Origin of the sequence: Streptomyces sp. NPDC101490 (assembly GCF_044767145.1) — a bacterium.
Classification (GTDB): Bacteria; Actinomycetota; Actinomycetes; order Streptomycetales; family Streptomycetaceae; genus Streptomyces.
The window spans coordinates 7,429-26,491 of record NZ_JBIWNI010000009.1 but is presented as its reverse complement, the minus strand read 5'-3'; the positions used below and the strand labels follow the sequence as shown (position 1 = coordinate 26,491).

At 71.8% G+C, this 19,063-nt stretch carries 14 protein-coding genes and 1 pseudogene; 5 read left to right on the top strand and 10 right to left on the bottom strand.

Going from position 1 to position 19,063, the window contains the following annotated elements:
- The first annotated feature begins 111 nt into the window (after window positions 1-111).
- Entirely contained in the window at window positions 112-1,410 is a 1,299-nt protein-coding gene (locus tag ACIRQY_RS18885; RefSeq protein ID WP_351789400.1) for a DUF2637 domain-containing protein, read from the top strand.
- Between the two features lie 74 nt (window positions 1,411-1,484).
- Here the strand turns inward: ACIRQY_RS18885 and lysS are convergent, their stop codons facing one another.
- Complete coding sequence (gene lysS / locus ACIRQY_RS18880) at window positions 1,485-3,209, bottom strand: lysine--tRNA ligase (RefSeq protein ID WP_384858471.1); 1,725 nt, start codon at window positions 3,207-3,209, stop codon at window positions 1,485-1,487.
- Window positions 3,210-3,442: 233 nt separating this feature from the next.
- Here lysS and argS point away from each other — a divergent pair, with 233 nt between their 5' ends.
- Complete coding sequence (gene argS, locus ACIRQY_RS18875) at window positions 3,443-5,212, top strand: arginine--tRNA ligase (protein ID WP_403926977.1); 1,770 nt, start codon at window positions 3,443-3,445, stop codon at window positions 5,210-5,212.
- A 76-nt stretch (window positions 5,213-5,288) separates the two neighbouring features.
- On the opposite strand, the gene ACIRQY_RS18870 is transcribed toward argS, so the two are convergent.
- The 7 genes from ACIRQY_RS18870 to ACIRQY_RS18840 all read right to left on the bottom strand — a co-directional run bounded on the left by ACIRQY_RS18870 (window position 5,289) and on the right by ACIRQY_RS18840 (window position 12,287).
- Window positions 5,289-5,558, bottom strand: a complete 270-nt coding sequence (locus ACIRQY_RS18870) for a DUF1876 domain-containing protein (RefSeq protein WP_351789639.1) — start codon at window positions 5,556-5,558, stop codon at window positions 5,289-5,291.
- Between the two features lie 219 nt (window positions 5,559-5,777).
- Window positions 5,778-6,782, bottom strand: coding sequence for a porphobilinogen synthase (gene hemB / locus ACIRQY_RS18865; RefSeq protein WP_351789391.1), 1,005 nt, complete (start codon window positions 6,780-6,782; stop codon window positions 5,778-5,780).
- Window positions 6,783-6,936: 154 nt separating this feature from the next.
- Window positions 6,937-8,607, bottom strand: a complete 1,671-nt coding sequence (locus tag ACIRQY_RS18860; RefSeq protein ID WP_351789388.1) for a uroporphyrinogen-III synthase — start codon at window positions 8,605-8,607, stop codon at window positions 6,937-6,939.
- On the bottom strand, window positions 8,604-9,590 hold the full coding sequence (hemC, locus tag ACIRQY_RS18855; protein WP_351789386.1) for a hydroxymethylbilane synthase: 987 nt from the start codon (window positions 9,588-9,590) through the stop codon (window positions 8,604-8,606). Before hemC ends, ACIRQY_RS18860 begins: the two co-directional genes overlap by 4 nt.
- Entirely contained in the window at window positions 9,587-10,951 is a 1,365-nt protein-coding gene (locus ACIRQY_RS18850; protein ID WP_403926973.1) for a glutamyl-tRNA reductase, read from the bottom strand. Before ACIRQY_RS18850 ends, hemC begins: the two co-directional genes overlap by 4 nt.
- Window positions 10,948-11,736, bottom strand: coding sequence for a redox-sensing transcriptional repressor Rex (locus ACIRQY_RS18845; protein ID WP_351789379.1), 789 nt, complete (start codon window positions 11,734-11,736; stop codon window positions 10,948-10,950). The genes ACIRQY_RS18850 and ACIRQY_RS18845 overlap by 4 nt, the downstream gene beginning before the upstream one ends.
- A 272-nt stretch (window positions 11,737-12,008) precedes the next feature.
- On the bottom strand, window positions 12,009-12,287 hold the full coding sequence (locus tag ACIRQY_RS18840; protein WP_351789376.1) for a glutaredoxin family protein: 279 nt from the start codon (window positions 12,285-12,287) through the stop codon (window positions 12,009-12,011).
- Between the two features lie 293 nt (window positions 12,288-12,580).
- On the opposite strand from ACIRQY_RS18840, the gene ACIRQY_RS18835 reads away from it, so the two are divergent.
- From ACIRQY_RS18835 to ACIRQY_RS18825, 3 genes are all read left to right on the top strand, one after another.
- The gene (locus tag ACIRQY_RS18835; protein ID WP_351789373.1) at window positions 12,581-13,522 is read left to right on the top strand and encodes an HAD-IB family hydrolase; all 942 of its coding nucleotides are present in this window, start codon (window positions 12,581-12,583) and stop codon (window positions 13,520-13,522) included.
- Window positions 13,523-14,047: 525 nt separating this feature from the next.
- A complete protein-coding gene (locus ACIRQY_RS18830; protein WP_351789371.1) occupies window positions 14,048-14,839 on the top strand; it encodes an ECF subfamily RNA polymerase sigma factor, BldN family in 792 nt (263 codons plus the stop codon).
- Between the two features lie 298 nt (window positions 14,840-15,137).
- On the top strand, window positions 15,138-16,373 hold the full coding sequence (locus ACIRQY_RS18825) for a DUF5667 domain-containing protein (protein ID WP_403926969.1): 1,236 nt from the start codon (window positions 15,138-15,140) through the stop codon (window positions 16,371-16,373).
- A 164-nt stretch (window positions 16,374-16,537) separates the two neighbouring features.
- On the opposite strand, the gene ACIRQY_RS18820 is transcribed toward ACIRQY_RS18825, so the two are convergent.
- The gene (locus tag ACIRQY_RS18820) at window positions 16,538-17,581 is read right to left on the bottom strand and encodes a lysophospholipid acyltransferase family protein (RefSeq protein ID WP_403926966.1); all 1,044 of its coding nucleotides are present in this window, start codon (window positions 17,579-17,581) and stop codon (window positions 16,538-16,540) included.
- Window positions 17,582-17,827: 246 nt separating this feature from the next.
- Window positions 17,828-18,901 (bottom strand): annotated as a pseudogene (locus ACIRQY_RS18815) (NAD-dependent epimerase/dehydratase family protein); the annotation flags it as partial.
- Between the last annotated feature and the right edge of the window lie 162 nt (window positions 18,902-19,063).

Genomic DNA, 19,063 nt, shown 5'->3' with positions numbered 1-19,063 from the left:
GAGAGCCGTGTCGACGCGGAGCCCGTCCCTCCCCCGGGGGTCGGGCTCCGCGCACATGTGCGACTCTGTGGCCGGATTGTCGATTGACGGGAGGGGTCGCGGGTGGCCGCGATGGAGCTGACACGCACACACCGGATACTCATCGGTCTCGTCGTCGCCGGCGCGATGGTCATCGCGGGAATCGGTTTCGCGGGCTCGTACGCCGCCGTGCGCGAGCTCGCCGTGCTCAAGGGCTTCGGCACCTTCTCGTACTTCTTCCCGATCGGCATCGACGCGGGCATCTGTGTGCTGCTCGCCCTGGACCTGCTGCTCACCTGGATGCGGATCCCCTTCCCGCTGCTCCGGCAGACGGCGTGGGTGCTGACGGCCGCGACCATCGCGTTCAACGGCGCCGCCGCCTGGCCGGACCCGCTGGGCGTGGGCATGCACGCGGTGATCCCGGTCCTGTTCGTCGTCTCCGTCGAGGCGGCACGGCACGCGGTGGGCCGGATCGCGGACATCACCGCCGACAAGCACATGGAGGGCGTACGGCTGACCCGCTGGCTGCTCTCCCCGGTGCCCACGTTCCGGCTGTGGCGCCGGATGAAGCTGTGGGAGCTGCGGTCGTACGAACAGGTCATCAAGCTGGAGCAGGAGCGGATGATCTACCAGGCGCGGCTCCAGGCGCGGTACGGCCGGAGCTGGCGCCGCAAGGCGCCGGTGGAGGCCCTGATGCCGCTGCGGCTCGCGCGGTACGGGGTGCCGCTGGCGGAGACGGCCGCGGCGGGCCTGGCGGCGGCGGGCATCGAGCCGGTGCTGCTGCCCCCGCCGCCGCAGGAGTTCGCGCAGCCTCAGCCACCCGCGCTCGTCCCCTCGGCGCCGGTGCCGCAGCAGCTCCCGCAGCAGCCGGTGCAGCTCGCGGCGGCCGGGGCGGGTCATCCGGAGCAGGCGGGACCCCCGTCCGGGGACCTCGCCCAGGCACCCGCCCTGGAGGCCGGGCACCAGAGCGCCGGGGAGCGCCCCGCGACGCACGAGAGCCAGTGGTTCGCCGCGCAGACGGTCTCCCCCGACACGTACGAGGGGACCTACAACCCGCGCATCGTGGAGGGGCTCGAACCCATGCCGGTCCCGGTCCCGCAGGGGCCGGAGGACATCCCCCAACCGGGTCCCGAGGAGTTCGTCCCCTATCCCGAATTCGTCGAGGAGCCGCAGCCTCCCGTGGACCAGTTCGAGGAGGACGTCTTCAAGTTCCTGTGGACGTACGCGCAGGAGCACAACGAGTTCCCGGACGAGCGCGCGCTGCCGGAGCTGCTGGCCGAGTACTACGGCCTCCAGGAGTTCCCCGCCGACCTGTCCGAGCAGCTGCACCAGTCGCTCCCGTCCCTCAAGCAGCGGGTCCAGGACGGCATGGCCGAGCACGACACCGCCTGACACCACAACGCCGCAGGGTCATGGGAAAGGGCCGCCACCCACATCTGGGTGGCGGCCCTTTCGCACACGTCCGGTCAGGCGCCGAGCAGCTTGCGCACCCGGTCCGCGCCGACGGCGAGGAGCAGGGTGGGCAGCCGCGGCCCGGTCTCCCGGCTCACGAGCAGCTGGTACAGCAGGGCGAAGAAGGCGCGCTGCGCGAGCTTCAGCTCGGGCGTCGGCTTGGCCTCCGGGTCGAGACCGGCCAGCACCTTCGGGACGCCGTAGACGAGGGTGGTGAGCCCGTCGAGCGACCAGTGGGTGTCGAGGCCCGCCAGGAGCAGCCGGAGGGACTCGCGGCCCTCGTCGTCCAGGGAGCCGAGCAGTTCGGTGTCGGGCTGCTCGCGGACGATGGTGCGCTGGTCGGCCGGGACCTGGCTGGTGATCCAGTTCTCGGCGCGGTCCAGGCGGGGCCGGACCTCGTCGAGGGAGGTGACCGGGTTCTCCGGGTCGAGCTCGGTCAGGATCCGCAGGGTCTGCTCGTCGTGTCCCGCGGTGATGTCCATGACCGAGGCGAGCGTGCGGTACGGCAGCGGGCGCGGGGTGCGCGGCAGCTCTCCGGCGGCCGTGCGGGCCGCGCGGGAGTGGGCGGCGGCGTCCGCGGGCAGCACGGTGCCGTCCGCGACCTTGGCCTCCAGCTTGTCCCACTCGTCGTAGAGCCGCTGGATCTCCTGGTCGAAGGCGATCTTGAACGACTGGTTGGGCCTGCGGCGGGCGTACAGCCAGCGCAGCAGCGGGGCTTCCATGATCTTCAGCGCGTCGGCGGCGGTCGGGACGCCACCGCGCGAGGAGGACATCTTGGCCATGCCGCTGATGCCGACGAAGGCGTACATCGGGCCGATCGGCTGCACGCCGTCGAAGATCTCGCGGACGATCTGCCCGCCGACGACGAAGGACGAACCGGGCGAGGAGTGGTCGACGCCGGAGGGCTCGAAGATCACGCCCTCGTAGGCCCAGCGCATCGGCCAGTCGACCTTCCAGACCAGCTTGCCCCGGTTGAACTCGCTCAGCTTCACGGTCTCGGCGAAGCCGCAGTTCGCGCAGGTGTAGGCCAGCTCGGTGGTCTCGTCGTCGTACGAGGTGACGGTCGTCAGGTCCTTCTCGCACCGGCCGCAGTACGGCTTGTACGGGAAGTAGCCCGAGGAGCCGCCGGAACCGTCGTCCTCGCTCGCCGCGCCGGAGCCCTCCTCGGCCTCCAGCTCGGCGTCGTCGACCGGCTTCTGCGACTGCTTCTTCGGCGCCTTCTTCGTCCGGTACTGGTCGAGGATGGCGTCGATGTCGGCGCGGTGCCGCATGGCGTGCAGGACCTGCTCGCGGTAGACACCGGCCGTGTACTGCTCGGTCTGGCTGATCGGGTCGTACGCGACGCCCAGCTCGGCCAGCGACTCGACCATGGCGGCCTTGAAGTGCTCGGCCCAGTTCGGGTGGGGCGAACCGGCGGGGGCCGGCACCGAGGTCAGCGGCTTGCCGATGTGCTCGGCCCAGGACTCGTCGATGCCCTCGATGCCGTTCGGGACCTTGCGGTAGCGGTCGTAGTCGTCCCAGGAGATCAGGTGCCTGACCTCGTGTCCCCGGCGGCGGATCTCGTCGGCGACCAGGTGCGGGGTCATGACCTCGCGGAGATTGCCCAGGTGGATCGGGCCGGACGGGGAGAGGCCGGAGGCGACGACGACCGGTTTGCCAGGCGCACGTCGCTCCGACTCGGCGATGACCTCGTCCGCGAAACGGGAGACCCAGTCGGTCTCGGTGCTGCTCTGAGCCACGGTCGGTACGTCCTTCTTCCTGGGAGTTTCTTCCTGGGGCTGCTGCCTGAGGAGTGCTGACTGACTTACCTGCGTCAGTCATTCTCCCAGACGGAAGACCGCTCCCCGGAGTTGTCCACAGACCGGGAAAGGTGTGCGACGGAGTTGTCCACAGGCGGGGAAACCCCGTTGTGGTGCCGTGGGACACTTGACAGGCGAATCAGACCCACCGGACTCAACAGGAACGGAAGCTCATGGCCTCGGTCCCTTCCCTCGCTTCGACCGTGCAGCAGCGCCTCGCGGACGGACTCTCGGCAGCCCTGCCGGAGGCCGGCGCCGCCGACCCGCTGCTCCGACGAAGCGACCGGGCCGACTTCCAGGCCAACGGCATCCTGGCGCTGGCCAAGCGGCTCAAGGGCAATCCCCGCGAGCTGGCCACCCAGGTCGTGGCGGCCATCCCGGAGAACGACGTCCTCCGGGAGATCGAGGTCTCGGGCCCCGGCTTCCTGAACATCACGCTGACGGACGCGGCGATCGTGCGGACCCTGGCGGCCCGTGCCGCCGACGCCCGGCTCGGGGTGCCGTTCAACGAGTCGGCGGGCACCACGGTCATCGACTACGCCCAGCCGAACGTGGCGAAGGAGATGCACGTCGGGCACCTGCGCTCCGCCGTGATCGGCGCCGCGATGGTCGAGATCCTGGAGTTCACCGGTGAGACGGTGGTCCGCCGCCACCACATCGGCGACTGGGGCACCCAGTTCGGGATGCTCATCCAGTTCCTGATCGAGCACCCGCACGAGCTGGACCACTCCTCGGAGACCGAGGTCTCCGGCGAGGAGGCCATGTCCAGCCTGAACCGGCTCTACAAGGCCTCGCGCGCCCTCTTCGACTCCGACGAGGAGTTCAAGACCAGGGCCCGCGCGCGCGTGGTGGACCTCCAGGCGGGCGACGAGCGGACCCTCGCGCTCTGGCAGCGGTTCGTCGACGAGTCGAAGATCTACTTCTACTCGGTCTTCGACAAGCTCGACATGGACGTCCGGGACGCCGACGTGGTCGGCGAGTCCGGCTACAACGACATGCTGACGGAGACCTGCCGCATCCTGGAGGAGTCGGGCGTCGCCGTCCGCTCCGAGGGCGCGCTGTGCGTCTTCTTCGACGACGTGAAGGGCCCGGACGGCAACCCGACCCCGCTGATCGTCCAGAAGTCCGACGGCGGTTTCGGGTACGCGGCGACGGACCTGTCCGCGATCCGCGACCGGGTGGGGAGCCTGAAGGCGACGACCCTGCTGTACGTGGTGGACGCCCGCCAGTCGCTGCACTTCAAGATGGTCTTCGAGACGGCCCGCCGGGCCGGGTGGCTGAACGACGAGGTGAAGGCCGTCCAGCTGGCCTTCGGCACGGTCCTCGGCAAGGACGGCAAGCCGTTCAAGACCCGTGAGGGCGAGACGGTCCGGCTGGTGGACCTGCTGGACGAGGCCGTGGACCGGGCGACGGCGGTCGTCCGCGAGAAGGCCGGGAAGGTGGGCCTGAACGAGTCGGAGATCGTGGAGAACGGGCGGTACGTGGGCATCGGCGCGGTCAAGTACGCCGACCTGTCGACGTCCGCGGCCCGTGACTACAAGTTCGACCTGGACCAGATGGTCTCGCTGAACGGCGACACCTCGGTGTACCTGCAGTACGCGTACGCGCGGATCAGGTCGATCTTCGGCAAGGCCGGCGACCGCACCGCCCAGGCCCACCCGGAGCTGGAGCTCGCCCCGGCCGAGCGGGCACTCGGTCTGCACCTCGACCAGTTCGGCGAGGTGATCTCCGAGGCCGCCGCGGAGCACGCCCCGCACAAGCTGGCCGCGTATCTGTACCAGCTCGCCTCGCTGTACACGACGTTCTACGACCAGTGCCCGGTCATCAAGCCGGAGCCCGCGCGGGAGGTCGCCGAGAACCGTCTGTTCCTCTGCGACCTGACCGCCCGGACCCTCCACCAGGGCATGGCGCTCCTCGGCATCAGGACGCCCGAGCGCCTCTGACGCCGGACCCGGGAGCGTCCCCGGGCGACCGGCGCGAAAGCCCCCGGCACGGGAAACCGTGCCGGGGGCCTCGTCGTCAGCGGATGGTGTGCGAGGTCCTGCCGGAGACCGCGTCGATCTCGGTGTGCGCCTTCTGCAGCAGTTGCGAGGCCAGGTCCATCAGGGCCCGGGCACCGGCGATCTCCTCGCCCACCCGCAGCTGGTCGGGGTCGGAGGGGTGCCGGTTCGCGGTGCCGTGCGCCCGGAACTCGCTGCCGTCCGAGAGCCGGACCATGGCCGCGGCCCGCGTCCGGTCGCCCTCCTCCTGGAACTCCATCTCCACATGCCATCCGACAAGCGTGTGCATCATGAGGACCACCTCCAGCGGGGTACCTGTCGGCTACCCCTCCAGGGTGCGCCGGACGACGGCCCCCCACCAGCCCGGGCCCGGTCCCACCGGCCCGGGACCGGCCGCGCCGAAGCCCCACACGGCCCACCGGCAGGGCCGGAGACCCCACCGACACGGCACCGGGCCCGACCGACCGGCCCGGCCCGGCTCACCCCTCGCGGCCGGGAGGGAAGACCCTCAGTACCCGCCGCGTCCGAGCTTCTGCGCGACCTCGGTGGCCCAGTACGTCAGGATCATGCGCGCCCCGGCCCGCCGGATGCCCGTCAGGGTCTCGAAGATCGCCCGGTCCCGGTCGATCCAGCCCTTCTCGGCCGCCGCCTCGACCATCGCGTACTCACCGCTGATCTGGTACGCGGCCACCGGCACGTCCACCGACGCGGCGACCTGCGCGAGGATGTCCAGGTACGGCCCGGCAGGCTTCACCATGACCATGTCGGCGCCCTCCTCCAGGTCGAGCGCCAGCTCCCGCATCGACTCGCGCACATTGGCCGGGTCCTGCTGGTAGGTCTTGCGGTCGCCCTTGAGGGAGGAGCCGACGGCCTCGCGGAAGGGACCGTAGAAGGCGGAGGAGTACTTCGCGGTGTACGCGAGGACCGACACGTCCTCCTTGCCGATGGTGTCCAGGGCGTCCCTGATCACTCCGACCTGGCCGTCCATCATCCCGGAGGGCCCCACCACGTGGACCCCCGCGTCGGCCTGGACCTGGGCCATCTCGGCGTAACGCTCCAGCGTGGCGTCGTTGTCGACCCGCCCGTCGGCGTCGAGGACCCCGCAGTGCCCGTGGTCGGTGTACTCGTCGAGGCAGAGGTCCGACATGACGACCAGGTCGTCGCCGACCTCGGCCCGCACGTCCCGGATCGCGGCCTGGAGGATGCCCTCCGGGTCCGTGCCCGCCGTTCCGACGGCGTCCTTCTTCGCGTCCTCGGGCACCCCGAAGAGCATGATCCCGGAGACCCCGGCCTCCAGCGCCTCCACCGCCGCCTTCCGCAGGGTGTCGCGCGTGTGCTGGACGACCCCGGGCATCGCCTGGATCGGGACGGGCTCGGTGATCCCCTCGCGCACGAACGCGGGGAGGATCAGATCGGCGGGATGCAGCCGCGTCTCGGCCACCATCCGGCGCATGGCGGGCGTCGTCCGCAGCCGCCGCGGCCGCGCCCCGGGAAAGGATCCGTACGAGTTCATACGCCCGAGGCTACGCCTGGGTGGACAGTGCACTTACCGACATGGTGTTGCCGGTTCCAGGGCTCCCCGCGAGCCTCCCGCAGCCCACCCGCGCGGCCCCGGAGACACGAAAGGTGCGGGCCCCCGGGGGGACCCGCACCTCTGGGACGACCGGTCAGGTCGTACGACGCCGTCGCGCGCCCGGCCGCCGCTCGCTCGGCCGCGTCACCGGATCGCCCGCCTCCAGGGCCGACTCCCGGCGCCGCAGCCCGAAGTCCGCGAGGGCCTCGGCGAGCTTGTGCACCGAAGGCTCCGGCGACAGCACGTCCACCCGCAGCCCGTGCTCCTCGGCCGTCTTGGCCGTGGCGGGCCCGATGCAGGCGATCACCGTCACGTTGTGCGGCTTCCCCGCGATGCCGACCAGGTTCCGCACGGTCGACGACGAGGTGAAGAGCACCGCGTCGAAGCCGCCGCCCTTGATCGCCTCACGGGTGTCCGCGGGCGGCGGCGACGCCCGTACGGTCCGGTAGGCGGTGACGTCGTCGACCTCCCACCCGAGCTCGATCAGGCCCGCGACCAGCGTCTCCGTCGCGATGTCCGCACGGGGCAGGAAGACACGGTCGATCGGGTCGAAGACCGGGTCGTACGGCGGCCAGTCCTCCAGGAGCCCCGCGGCCGACTGCTCGCCGCTCGGCACCAGATCGGGCTTCACGCCGAAGTCGACCAGCGCGGCGGCCGTCTGCTCGCCCACCGCGGCGACCTTGATCCCGGCGAAGGCCCGGGCGTCGAGCCCGTACTCCTCGAACTTCTCCCGGACCGCCTTGACGGCGTTGACCGAGGTGAAGGCGATCCACTCGTAGCGGCCGGTGACCAGGCCCTTGACCGCCCGCTCCATCTGCTGCGGGGTGCGCGGCGGCTCCACGGCGATGGTCGGCACCTCGTGCGGCACCGCGCCGTAGGAACGCAGCTGGTCGGAGAGCGAGGCCGCCTGCTCCTTGGTGCGCGGCACGAGCACCCGCCAGCCGAAGAGCGGCTTGGACTCGAACCACGACAGCTGGGCGCGCTGCGCCGGGGCGCTGCGCTCGCCGACCACCGCTATGACCGGCCGGTGGCCCTCGGGCGAGGGAAGGATCTTCCCCTGCTTGAAGACCTGGGCGATGGTGCCGAGCGTGGCGTTCCAGGTGCGCTGCCGGGTGGTCGTACCCCCGATGGTGACGGTGAGCGGGGTGTCCGGCTTGCGGCCCGCCGCCATCAGCTCACCGGCGGCGGCGGCCACCGAGTCGAGGGTGGTCGACACGACGACGGTGCCGTCGGAGGCGCCGACCTCGCTCCAGCACCGCTCGTCGGCGGTACGGGCGTCCACGAAGCGCACGTCCGTACCCTGCGCGTCCCGCAGCGGGACACCGGCGTACGCGGGCACGCCGACGGCCGTGGCCACACCGGGCACGACCTCGAAGGGGATGCCCTCGGCGGCGCAGACGAGCATCTCGGCTCCCGCGTTCCCGTCGAGGCCGGGGTCTCCGGTCACCGCTCGGACGACCCGCCTGCCGCCCCTCGCGGCCTCCATGACAAGATTGGCGGCATCCCTCAACACGGGGACACCGGCGGTTGTTGACGCCTCGTCAACAACTGTCAGCTCCGGCGTGCTCACCCCAGCGCGCGCGTGGCCGCGAACGACCTCTAGCACCTCCGGCTCGGCGATCAGGACATCCGCTCCGGCGAGGGCCTCGACGGCCCTGAGGGTCAGGAGCCCGGGGTCACCGGGTCCTGCGCCGAGGAATGTGACGTGCCCATGGCCCACGAGGGCCGGGGACAGCGGGCTGGCGGTCGGGCTGGTGGGGTTCAAAGTGCTCGCTCCCCCATAAGACCGGCCGCACCCTTGGCGAGCATCTCGTCCGCGAGTTCGCGTCCGAGCGCCATGGCCTCGTCGTGCGAGGTGGGTACGGGTCCGGTGGTGGACAGCTGCACCAGCGTCGAGCCGTCGGTGGTGCCGACGACGCCACGCAGGCGCATCTCGGTGACAACCTGCCCGTGACCGGGGTCGTCGGCCAGCAGGTCGGCCAGCGCACCCACGGGTGCGGAGCAGCCGGCCTCCAGGGCGGCGAGCAGGGATCGCTCGGCCGTCACGGCGGCCCGCGTCTGCGGGTCGTCGAGCGCGGCGAGCGTGGCGACGAGCCCGGCGTCGGCCGCCGGGCACTCGATCGCCAGGGCCCCCTGGCCGGGGGCGGGCAGCACGGAGTCGACCGACAGGCGGTCGACCGACAGGGAGCCGGTGAGTTCCTCCGTACCGCCGATGCGGTTGAGTCCGGCCGCGGCGAGGACCACGGCGTCCAGCTCACCGCCGCGCACGTAGCCGATCCGGGTGTCGATGTTGCCCCGGATCGGGACGCAGCCGAACTCCAGACCGTGGTTGCGCGCGTAGGCGTGCAGCTGGGCCGTCCGCCGGGGCGAGCCGGTGCCGATCCGGGCGCCCCGGGGCAGCCGGTCCAGCGTCAGCCCGTCACGGGCGATCAGCACGTCGCGCGGGTCCTCGCGGCGCGGGATCGCGGCCAGCGTCAGCTCGGGGTGCGGGGTGGTCGGCAGGTCCTTCAGGGAGTGGACGGCGAAGTCCACCTCACCTGCGAGCAGCGCGTCGCGCAGCGCGGCGACGAAGACGCCGGTGCCGCCGATCTGCGCGAGGTGCTCCCGGGAGGTGTCCCCGTACGTCGTGATCTCCACGAGCTCGACGGGCCGGCCGGTCAGCCGCCGGACGGCGTCGGCCACGTGCCCGGACTGGGCCATGGCGAGCTTGCTGCGCCTGGTCCCGAGCCTCAGTGCCCTCTCGGTCATACTCGCCCTCGGTTCTTGACGTCGGCGTCATTCAGGTCGGCCCGGCTGACGGCGGCCACCGTCTCCGGGTCGAGGTCGAAGAGTGTCCGCAGCGCGTCCGCGTACCCGGCGCCGCCGGGCTCGCTGGCCAGCTGCTTGACCCGCACGGTCGGCGCGTGCAGGAGTTTGTCGACCACGCGGCGCACGGTCTGGGTGATCTCGGCGCGCTGCTTGTCGTCGAGGTCGGGCAGCCGGCCCTCCAGGCGGGCGACCTCGCTCGTCACGACGTCGGCCGCCATGGTCCGCAGCGCGACGACCGTGGGAGTGATGTGGGCGGCGCGCTGGGCGGCGCCGAAGGCGGCGACCTCGTCGGAGACGATGGCGCGCACCTGGTCGACGTCGGCGGCCATGGGGGCGTCGGCGGAGGCCTCGGCGAGCGACTCGATGTCGATCAGCCGGGCCCCGGGGACGCGGTGGGCGGCGGCGTCGATGTCGCGGGGCATGGCGAGGTCGAGCAGGGCGAGCGGGGTACGGCGTCCCCGGACGGCGGTCTCGACGTCCTCGGCGGTGAGGACGATTCCGGTGGCGCCGGTGCAGGAGACGACGACATCGGCACGTGTCAGTTCGTCGCCGACGGCAACCATCTCGACCGCGTGCGCGGCGACGCCCGTCCCGCCGGGCTCGTTCAGGATCGCGGCGAGCCGCTCGGCGCGGGCCAGGGTGCGGTTGGCGACGACGATCTCGGAGACTCCGGACCGCGCCAGCGTGGCGGCGGCCAGCGAGGACATCGAACCGGCGCCGATGACCAGCGCCTTCTTGCCCTTGGCCCAGGTGTCGACGTCGGTGCCGTCCGCACCGTCGACGAACTGCCCCAGACCGAAGGTGACGAGCGACTGCCCGGCCCGGTCGATCCCGGTCTCGCTGTGGGCGCGCTTGCCGACCCGCAGGGCCTGCTGGAACAGGTCGTTGAGGAGACGGCCCGCCGTGTGCAGCTCCTGCCCGAGGGCGAGGGCGTCCTTGATCTGGCCGAGGATCTGGCCCTCGCCGACGACCATCGAGTCGAGGCCGCAGGCCACCGAGAAGAGGTGGTGGACGGCCCGGTCCTCGTAGTGCACGTAGAGGTAGGGGGTCAGCTCGTCCAGGCCGACGCCGCTGTGCTGGGCGAGGAGCGTGGACAGCTCGGCGACCCCGGCGTGGAACTTGTCCACGTCCGCGTAGAGCTCGATGCGGTTGCAGGTGGCCAGGACGGTGGCCTCGGCGGCCGGTTCGGCGGCGAGGGTGTCCTGCAGGAGCTTGGCCTGGGTGTCCGGCGCGAGCGCGGCCCGCTCCAGGACGGAGACGGGGGCGCTGCGGTGGCTGAGGCCGACGACGAGAAGGCTCATGCGGGCATCACCGCGGGGACGTCCCCGTCGGGTCCCTTGCGCCCGGTGCCCGTGGTGCCGCGCGGGGTCGGCGGGGCGGGGGCGGTCCCGGCGGTGTTCGGGCCGTTGTCGGCGCCCGCCTCCTCGCCGGCCTTGCGCTGCTCGTGGAAGGCGAGGATCTGCAGCTCGATGGAGAGGTCGACCTTGCGCACGTCCACGCCGTCGGGCACGGAGAGCACGGTCGGGGCGAAGTTCAGGATGGAGGTGACACCGGCGGCCACGAGCCGGTCGCAGACCTGCTGGGCGACGCCGGCGGGGGTCGCGATGACGCCGATGGAGACGCCGTCCTCCTCGATGATCCGTTCCAGGTCGTCGCTGTGCTGGACGGGGATGCCCGCGACGGGCCTGCCGGTCATGGCGGGGTCGGCGTCGATCAGCGCGGCCACGCGGAAGCCGCGGGAGGCGAAACCGCCGTATCCGGCGAGCGCGGCACCGAGGTTTCCGATGCCGACGATCACGACGGGCCAGTCCTGGGTGAGCCCCAGCTCACGGGAGATCTGGTAGACGAGGTACTCGACGTCGTAGCCGACACCGCGGGTGCCGTAGGAGCCGAGGTAGCTGAAGTCCTTGCGCAGCTTCGCGGAGTTGACCCCCGCCGCCGCCGCGAGCTCCTCGGAGGAGACCGTGGGTACGGAGCGCTCCGACAGCGCGGTGAGCGCGCGGAGATACAGCGGAAGCCGGGCGACGGTGGCCTCGGGAATTCCTCGGCTACGGGTCGCCGGTCGGTGAGTTCGGCCAGTTGCCACGGTGCTCCTGCGGGATGAGCGGGGCTGCAGGCGGCCATATGTCCCAAGACCGCCCCGTCGAATGCAGGCTATGTCTTTGTGAACGCGTGCACAAAGATGGTGTCCGTTTTGTCTGGCCAAAGTGACCGGGGTCACGCGGCTGGTTCGTATCGTCGTGGAACCGCGGAGCCCGGCGGCGCGTTGAAAACCTGATGGGGGCAAAACCGCACACTCTCCTCACGATGCCGCCCCCGGAACCCAACAAAACGTCCACGATCGTAGCCGTCTTTCGGTCACGCACCCAGTTCGCGCCGGAGCCGTTCGGCGTCCACGCGCCAGAAGGTGTGCTGCTCGCCGTCGACCAGGACGACGGGAATCTGCTCCCAGTAGGCCCGGTACAGCTCCTCGTCCACGCTGATGTCCTTCTCCTCCCAGCGCGCGCCGGTCTCCGCGCAGACCGCCTCGACCACCGCGCGGGCGTCGTCGCAGAGGTGGCACCCGGGCTTGCCGATCAGCGTCACGGTCCGCGCGGCGGCGTCCGTCTTCCTCTTCCGTCCGAACATGCCGTCCATTCTCGTCCGTCCGCCTTCCGCCCGGGCACACGTCCGGACAGAAGGCGGTACCGCCGGACGACAGGAGGCACCGCCGGACGGCAGGAGGTACCGCCGGACGGAAGGAGACACCGCCGGACGGCAGGAGGCACCGCCGCGAGGATGGGCGTACGGCTGGAAGGACGTGCCGGTCGGCCGCCCCTTCCCGTCCGGACGGGTGCCCGTCGGCCCGCGCACCCGCAAGCCACCGGGTGTTCACGCCCCGGCACCGTCACAAGTCGGGAAGTACCGAACAGACTGGCTATGCTCACGGCATGGCCGCTCTGGGATGGCTCACCCCTCGTAGGCGCTCCGCCACCGCGCGCAGCGTCCTCGCAGGCGAGGCCGCTGCCGAGGCAGCGCGCAAGACCTCGCTCCAGCTGGAGAGGGAGCGGGAGGAAGCGGAGGGCGAGGCCCCCGCCGAGCCCGAGTTCCCCGTCGTCGGCGACGTCCGGGCGGCCGCCTTCTTCGACCTCGACAACACCGTGATGCAGGGCGCCGCGATCTTCCACTTCGGCCGGGGCCTGTACAAGCGGAAGTTCTTCCAGCGCCGCGAACTCGCCCGGTTCGCCTGGCAGCAGGCCTGGTTCCGGCTGGCGGGCGTCGAGGACCCCGAGCACATGCAGGACGCCCGCGACAGCGCGCTGTCCATCGTCCAGGGCCACCGCGTCTCCGAACTGATGTCGATCGGCGAGGAGATCTACGACGAGTACATGGCCGACCGCATCTGGCCCGGCACCCGCGGCCTCGCCCAGGCGCACCTGGACGCCGGCCAGAAGGTCTGGCTGGTCACGGCCGCCCCGGTCGAGACCGCCACGATCATCGCCCGGCGGCTCGGCCTGACCGGCGCACTGGGCACGGTCGCCGAGTCGGTCGAGGGCGTCTACACCGGCAGGCTGGTCGGTGAGCCCCTGCACGGACCGGCCAAGGCCGAGGCGGTACGGGCGCTGGCCGCCGCCGAGGGCCTCGACCTGAGCCGCTGCGCCGCGTACAGCGACTCGCACAACGACATCCCGATGCTGTCCCTGGTCGGGCATCCGTACGCGATCAACCCGGACGCCAAGCTCCGCAAGCACGCGAAGGAGCGGGACTGGCGGCTGCGCGACTACCGGACCGGCCGCAAGGCCGCCAAGGTCGGCATCCCCGCCGCCGCGGGCCTCGGCGCCATCGCCGGGGGCACGGCCGCCGCGGTCGCCCTGCACCGCCGCCGCCGCTGAGGCCACGGCCGCACCACGGCCACCAGGGGTGTCAGGGCCACCGGGGCCACCACCGGATCCGTCGCCGAGGCCACCGCCCGTCACCGGGTCGGCACCGCCGGACCACCACGTTCCACCAGGGCGCCGTCTGCCGATACGTTTCGGCTTCGATCATCTGCGACAAACCCGGACCAGAGGCCCTCACCCGTCCGTGGTCGAACACCCCCGCGCACGTCGACCACCAGGCATTTCGGCCTCCTTACCCCGCAGCGGCCCCGATCACTCGCGCGCCCCGGACTTGAGCACAACCCAACGTGCGAGCGATCACACCCGTAAGCAAAACGATCAACAAATGATCGCCAATTGCGACCAGTTGCGACTACAAGCAGTAACAGAACCGACGTAACCGGTGATTTGAGCAACTGGGTGTAGCGCTGCCTGTACGAAGCGTTATTCTCCTCAAACGCACAAAGGACCCCTCACGTCGCCACGACGGGTGAACGGTCCCGCACTGCACGTGATGGAAGCTCTGCCTCTGGGAGTCCCGTGTACCCACACGTCGGGGTTGACACCTCGGGCCTGGCTACGCTGCGCGCAACGGTCGTCGACCGCTTGCGCGGCTTCGTCCCCACCGCGTACGCCGGCCCTGTCCCCGCCTTCGCCTTCGCCGCTCCGGCACCCGCCGGCCCTTGCTACGCCCTGGCCGACGGCGGGGCCGCCGTGGGCAGACGCGGCGCCCGCTCCGGCTCCGGAACCTCGACCACCACCCGCCGACCCACCGCCGACAGCGACAGCGCCCGGATGATGGATCTGGTGGAGCGCGCCCAAGCGGGCGAGGCCGAGGCCTTCGGGCGCCTGTACGACCAGTACAGCGACACCGTCTACCGCTACATCTACTACCGCGTCGGCGGAAAGGCGACGGCGGAGGACCTCACCAGTGAGACCTTCCTGCGCGCCCTGCGCCGGATCTCCACCTTCACCTGGCAGGGCCGCGACTTCGGTGCCTGGCTCGTCACCATCGCCAGGAACCTGGTCGCCGACCACTTCAAGTCCAGCCGCTTCCGCCTGGAAGTCACCACCGGCGAGATGCTCGACGCCAACGAGGTCGAGCGCAGCCCGGAGGACTCCGTCCTGGAGTCCCTCTCCAACGCCGCCCTGCTCGACGCGGTCCGCCGCCTCAACCCCCAGCAGCAGGAGTGCGTGACCCTCCGATTCCTCCAGGGCCTCTCGGTCGCCGAGACCGCCCGGGTCATGGGGAAGAACGAGGGGGCGATCAAGACCCTTCAGTACCGGGCCGTGCGCACCCTGGCCCGGCTCCTCCCGGACGACGCCCGCTGACCCGGACGCGCCCCCCACACGCGCCCCGGCCCCCCGTCCCCCCACTCGGGCACCACCACTCCCCCCACACCCCCACGACCCCCATCCAACTCACAGTCGGTGACGCCTCGATGACGCACTGGTCCGATCATCTTTCGCGCGTAACCCAAGTGCCGCGCCGCTCGTTGTGCGGGATGCAGGCTCCCTGTGGACACGCCATGTCCGCAGCCACTCACTCTTTCGTGTGGATGCGCTCAAGGTGTGCAACCCTCCGGACACCCCGGGGAGTCGACCGTCATGACGAGAGGAGGTGCCGCCAGTGATCGCGAACGTATCGGCGCACCGGCGGGCGAACGCCTTCGCCCAGGCCCTGGAGGACCGGGCGTCCGAGGACACTGCGACCGAGCAGCCCGAGGCCCCGGTCGAACCTGCCGAGCAGGGGCGACTGTTGGCTCTGGCGAACGGTCTCGGCGACCTGCCGAAACCACAGCTGGACCCCGAGGTCAAGGTGGTGCAGCGAGCCCAGCTCGTCGCCGCCATGGAAGCGATGCTCATGGAGGGCAGCGCGGCCGCGGCCCCCACGGTGCCGGAGCAGCGGAGTACGAGCGGCAAGGGCGCCCACCGGGCGTCCCCGCTGCGCAAGTTCCGCCCCCGGTCCCGCTGGACCAAGGGTCTCGCCGCGGGCGGCCTCACGGTCGGTGTGGCCGCGGGTGCCTTCGGCGGAGTGGCCGCGGCCAGCTCCGACGCGCTTCCCGGTGACTCGCTCTACGGGCTCAAGCGGGGCATGGAGGACATCAAACTGGGGATGGCGGACGACGACGCGGACCGCGGCGGCATCTACCTCGACCAGGCGTCCACCCGGCTCAGCGAGGCCCGCAGGCTCATGGAGCGGGGCCGCTCCGGCGACCTCGACCACGAGTCGCTCACCGAGATCCGCCGGGTCCTCAGCGGAATGCAGCACGACGCCTCGGAGGGACACCGTCTGCTCCGTCAGGCGTACGACCGGGACGGCGAGATCGGCCCGATGGCCCGGCTCAACTCCTTCGCCCAGTCCCACCGGGGCACCTGGAACGGCATCCGCGACCGGCTTCCCGTGCAGCTCACGGACGTCGGCAGCGAGGTGACGAACGTCTTCGAGGCCATAGACGAAGAGGTCGAGCCGCTCCAGTCGGTCCTGCCCAGGACCCCCGAGAAGGGCGCCATCGGCTCCCAGAGCCCCGGTGGCGGGCCCGCCACGACGAGGGAGTCCCCGGGTGCGGACAGCCACCGCCCGCCGTCCGCCCACGAGACGCCTCCGGCGGGCGGCCACTCCGCACCGCCGCACTCGTCCGGCCCGAGCAGCAGTCCGAGCACGGACGGCGGCACCGGGTCCCCGGAGAACGACGGTCTGCTCAGCGGCAGCGCGGGAGGGCTGCTCAGGCCGCCCGCACCGGCCGGTCCGGCGACGCAGTCCCCGGGTGCCCACGCGACCCCCGACGTGCCGGACGTGACCCTTCCGCCCCTCCTGCCGGGCCTGCTACCAGGCCTCGGCATCGACAGCGAGGACGCTCGCTAGCAAGGAGAAGGGGCGCCCCCACGGACGGGGGGCGCCCCTTCGTCCATCTCCCATCAGCCCGTCGACCCGTCCGCCGTCAACCCGTCGTGCTGTCGACCCGTCCCGCCGTCAGCCCGCCGTGCTGTCGGTCCGTCCCACCACCGGTCCGTCCGCCCCTCTGCCCGTCAGAAGAAGACCGACCGGCGCTGCACCAGCAACTTGTAGAGCGTGTGCTGGATCTGCTCCCGCACCTGATCCGTCAGGTTGAACATCAGCATCGGGTCCTCCACCGCCTCCGGCGCGTACGAATCGGTCGGGATCGGCTCACCGAACTGGATCGTCCACTTCGTCGGCAGCGGCAGTGCCCCGAGCGGCCCCAGCCAGGGGAAGGTCGGGGTCAGCGGGAAGTACGGGAAGCCGAGCAGCCGCGCCAGCGTCTTCGCGTTCCCGACCATCGGGTATATCTCCTCGGCCCCGACGATCGAGCAGGGCACGATCGGCACCCCGGCCCGCAACGCCGTCGAGACGAAGCCACCCCGGCCGAACCGCTGGAGCTTGTACCGCTCGCCGAAGGGCTTCCCGATGCCCTTGAAGCCCTCCGGCATCACACCGACGATCTCGCCCGCCCGCAGCAGCCGCTCCGCGTCCTCGGCGCAGGCCAGCGTGTGCCCCGCCTTGCGGGCCAGCTCGTTGACGACCGGGAGGACGAAGACCAGGTCCGCGGCCAGCAGTCGCAGGTGCCGCCCGGCCGGGTGGTGGTCGTGGACGGCGACCTGCATCATCAGCCCGTCCAGCGGCAGGGTCCCGGAATGGTTGGCGACGATCAGCGCCCCGCCCTCGGAGGGGATGTTCTCGACACCCTTCACCTCGACCCGGAAGTACTTCTCGTACAACGGGCGCAGCAGCGACATCAGGACCTGGTCGGTCAGCTCCTCGTCGTAGCCGAACTCGTCGACCTCGTAGTCGCCGGTGATCCGCCGTCGCAGGAAGGACAGCCCGCTCGCGAGCCGTCGCTCCCAGCCGTCGGCCTCCGGGCCCCCGGCGACCGCGCCCCCGGCCGGGGGCTCCTCGGCGTCCCGCCGGACGCCACCGGTCCCTGGCGCCCCCTGAGCGGCCTGCTGAGGGCCCGGCAGGACCCGTACGGCCGCGGACTCGCCGTCCGTACGGCCGGGCCGCCGCCGGGCCCGGGACCGGTCGTCGTCGAACGGAATGACCTTGGCGTCCGCCATCGCTGTCCGGTCTCCTCAGGCGCCGTCGTGAAGGGGAGTAACAGGTGTAACAGAGGTACTGGGTGCGACAGGAGCCCCGGGCGCACCAGGAGCGACAGAGGCCCCGGAAAAATCTGAGGAAGCCCCGGCCGCGGAGCCACTGCCCACAGGGCCGCCACCCCCAGAGCCACCGATCGCAGACCCGCCGGTCGTGGAGCCGACGATCGCCGACCCCCCGGCCTCGAAGCCCTCACCCACGGAGCCACCGCCCCCTGAGCCGTCCCCCGTGCCCGTGGCCTCTCCGCCTCCCACCGGCACTCCGAGCCGGTCCGCGAGCCGGTCCACCGCCCTCGCGACCGTCTCCGGCGGCAGCAGCCCCGGCCCCCTCCCCCGTACGAAGTCGGCGAAGGTCTCGGCGGTCGTGCGGCGCGGCGAGAAACCGAACACCTCACGCGTCTGGACCGTGGAGACGACCCTGCCGTGCGTGAGGAGCCGGATCTGCTCGGGCGCGAAGTCGGTGATCCCCACGGCCCGCAGCGCCGTGCCCACCCAGGTGACCGCGGGCAGCAGCACCGGCACGGTCGGCCGCCCGAGCCGCCGGGCGCACTGGGAGAGCAGCAGCACCCCGTCTCCCGCCACATTGAACGTGCCGCTGTTCTGGGTGGCCCTGCGCGGCTCGTGCGCGGCCAGCCGCAGCACGTCGACGACGTCGTCCTCGTGGACGAACTGGAGCCTCGGGTCGTAGCCGAGGACGGTCGGCAGGACGGGCAGCGCCAGGTACTCGGCGAGCGGGGAGTCGATCCGGGGCCCGAGGATGTTGGCGAAGCGCAGCACGCACACCGCCACGTCCGGGCGGCGCCGGGCGAACCCGCGCACATACCCCTCGACCTCGACGGCGTCCTTCGCGAAGCCCCCGCCAGGCAGCGACTTCGCGGGCGTCGTCTCCGTGAAGACGGCCGGATCGCGGGGCGCGGCACCGTAGACGCCCGTACTGGACTTGATCACGAGCCGGCCGACCCGCGGCGACTTCTGGCAGGCGCCGAGCAGCTGCATGGTGCCGATGACGTTGGTCTCCTTGACCGACGTACGGCCGCCGCCGCCGATCGCCGTCCCGGTGACGTCCAGATGGACCACCGTGTCGACGTCGTGCGTGACGAGGACCTTGGCGATCTCCGGCAGGCGGATGTCCGCGCGCACGAACTCGGCCGCGCCCAGACCGTGCGCCGGTTCGACCGCGTCCACCGCGATCACCCGTTCCACCTCGGGATCCCGCTGGATCCGCCGTACGAAACGGCCCCCGAGGTGCCGGGCAGCACCGGTGACGAGCACGACCTTGCCCAAGATCAGCGCCTTCCCTCGGTCTTCCGTTGCCCGCCACGGTAGCGCCTCGGGATTCCCGCGCAATGAGGCGTGGGGGGGGGGGGGGGGGGGGGGGGGGGGGGGGGGGGGGCCCGGGCCCCCCCCCGGGGGGGGCGGGGGGGGGCGGGGGGGGGGGGCCGGACG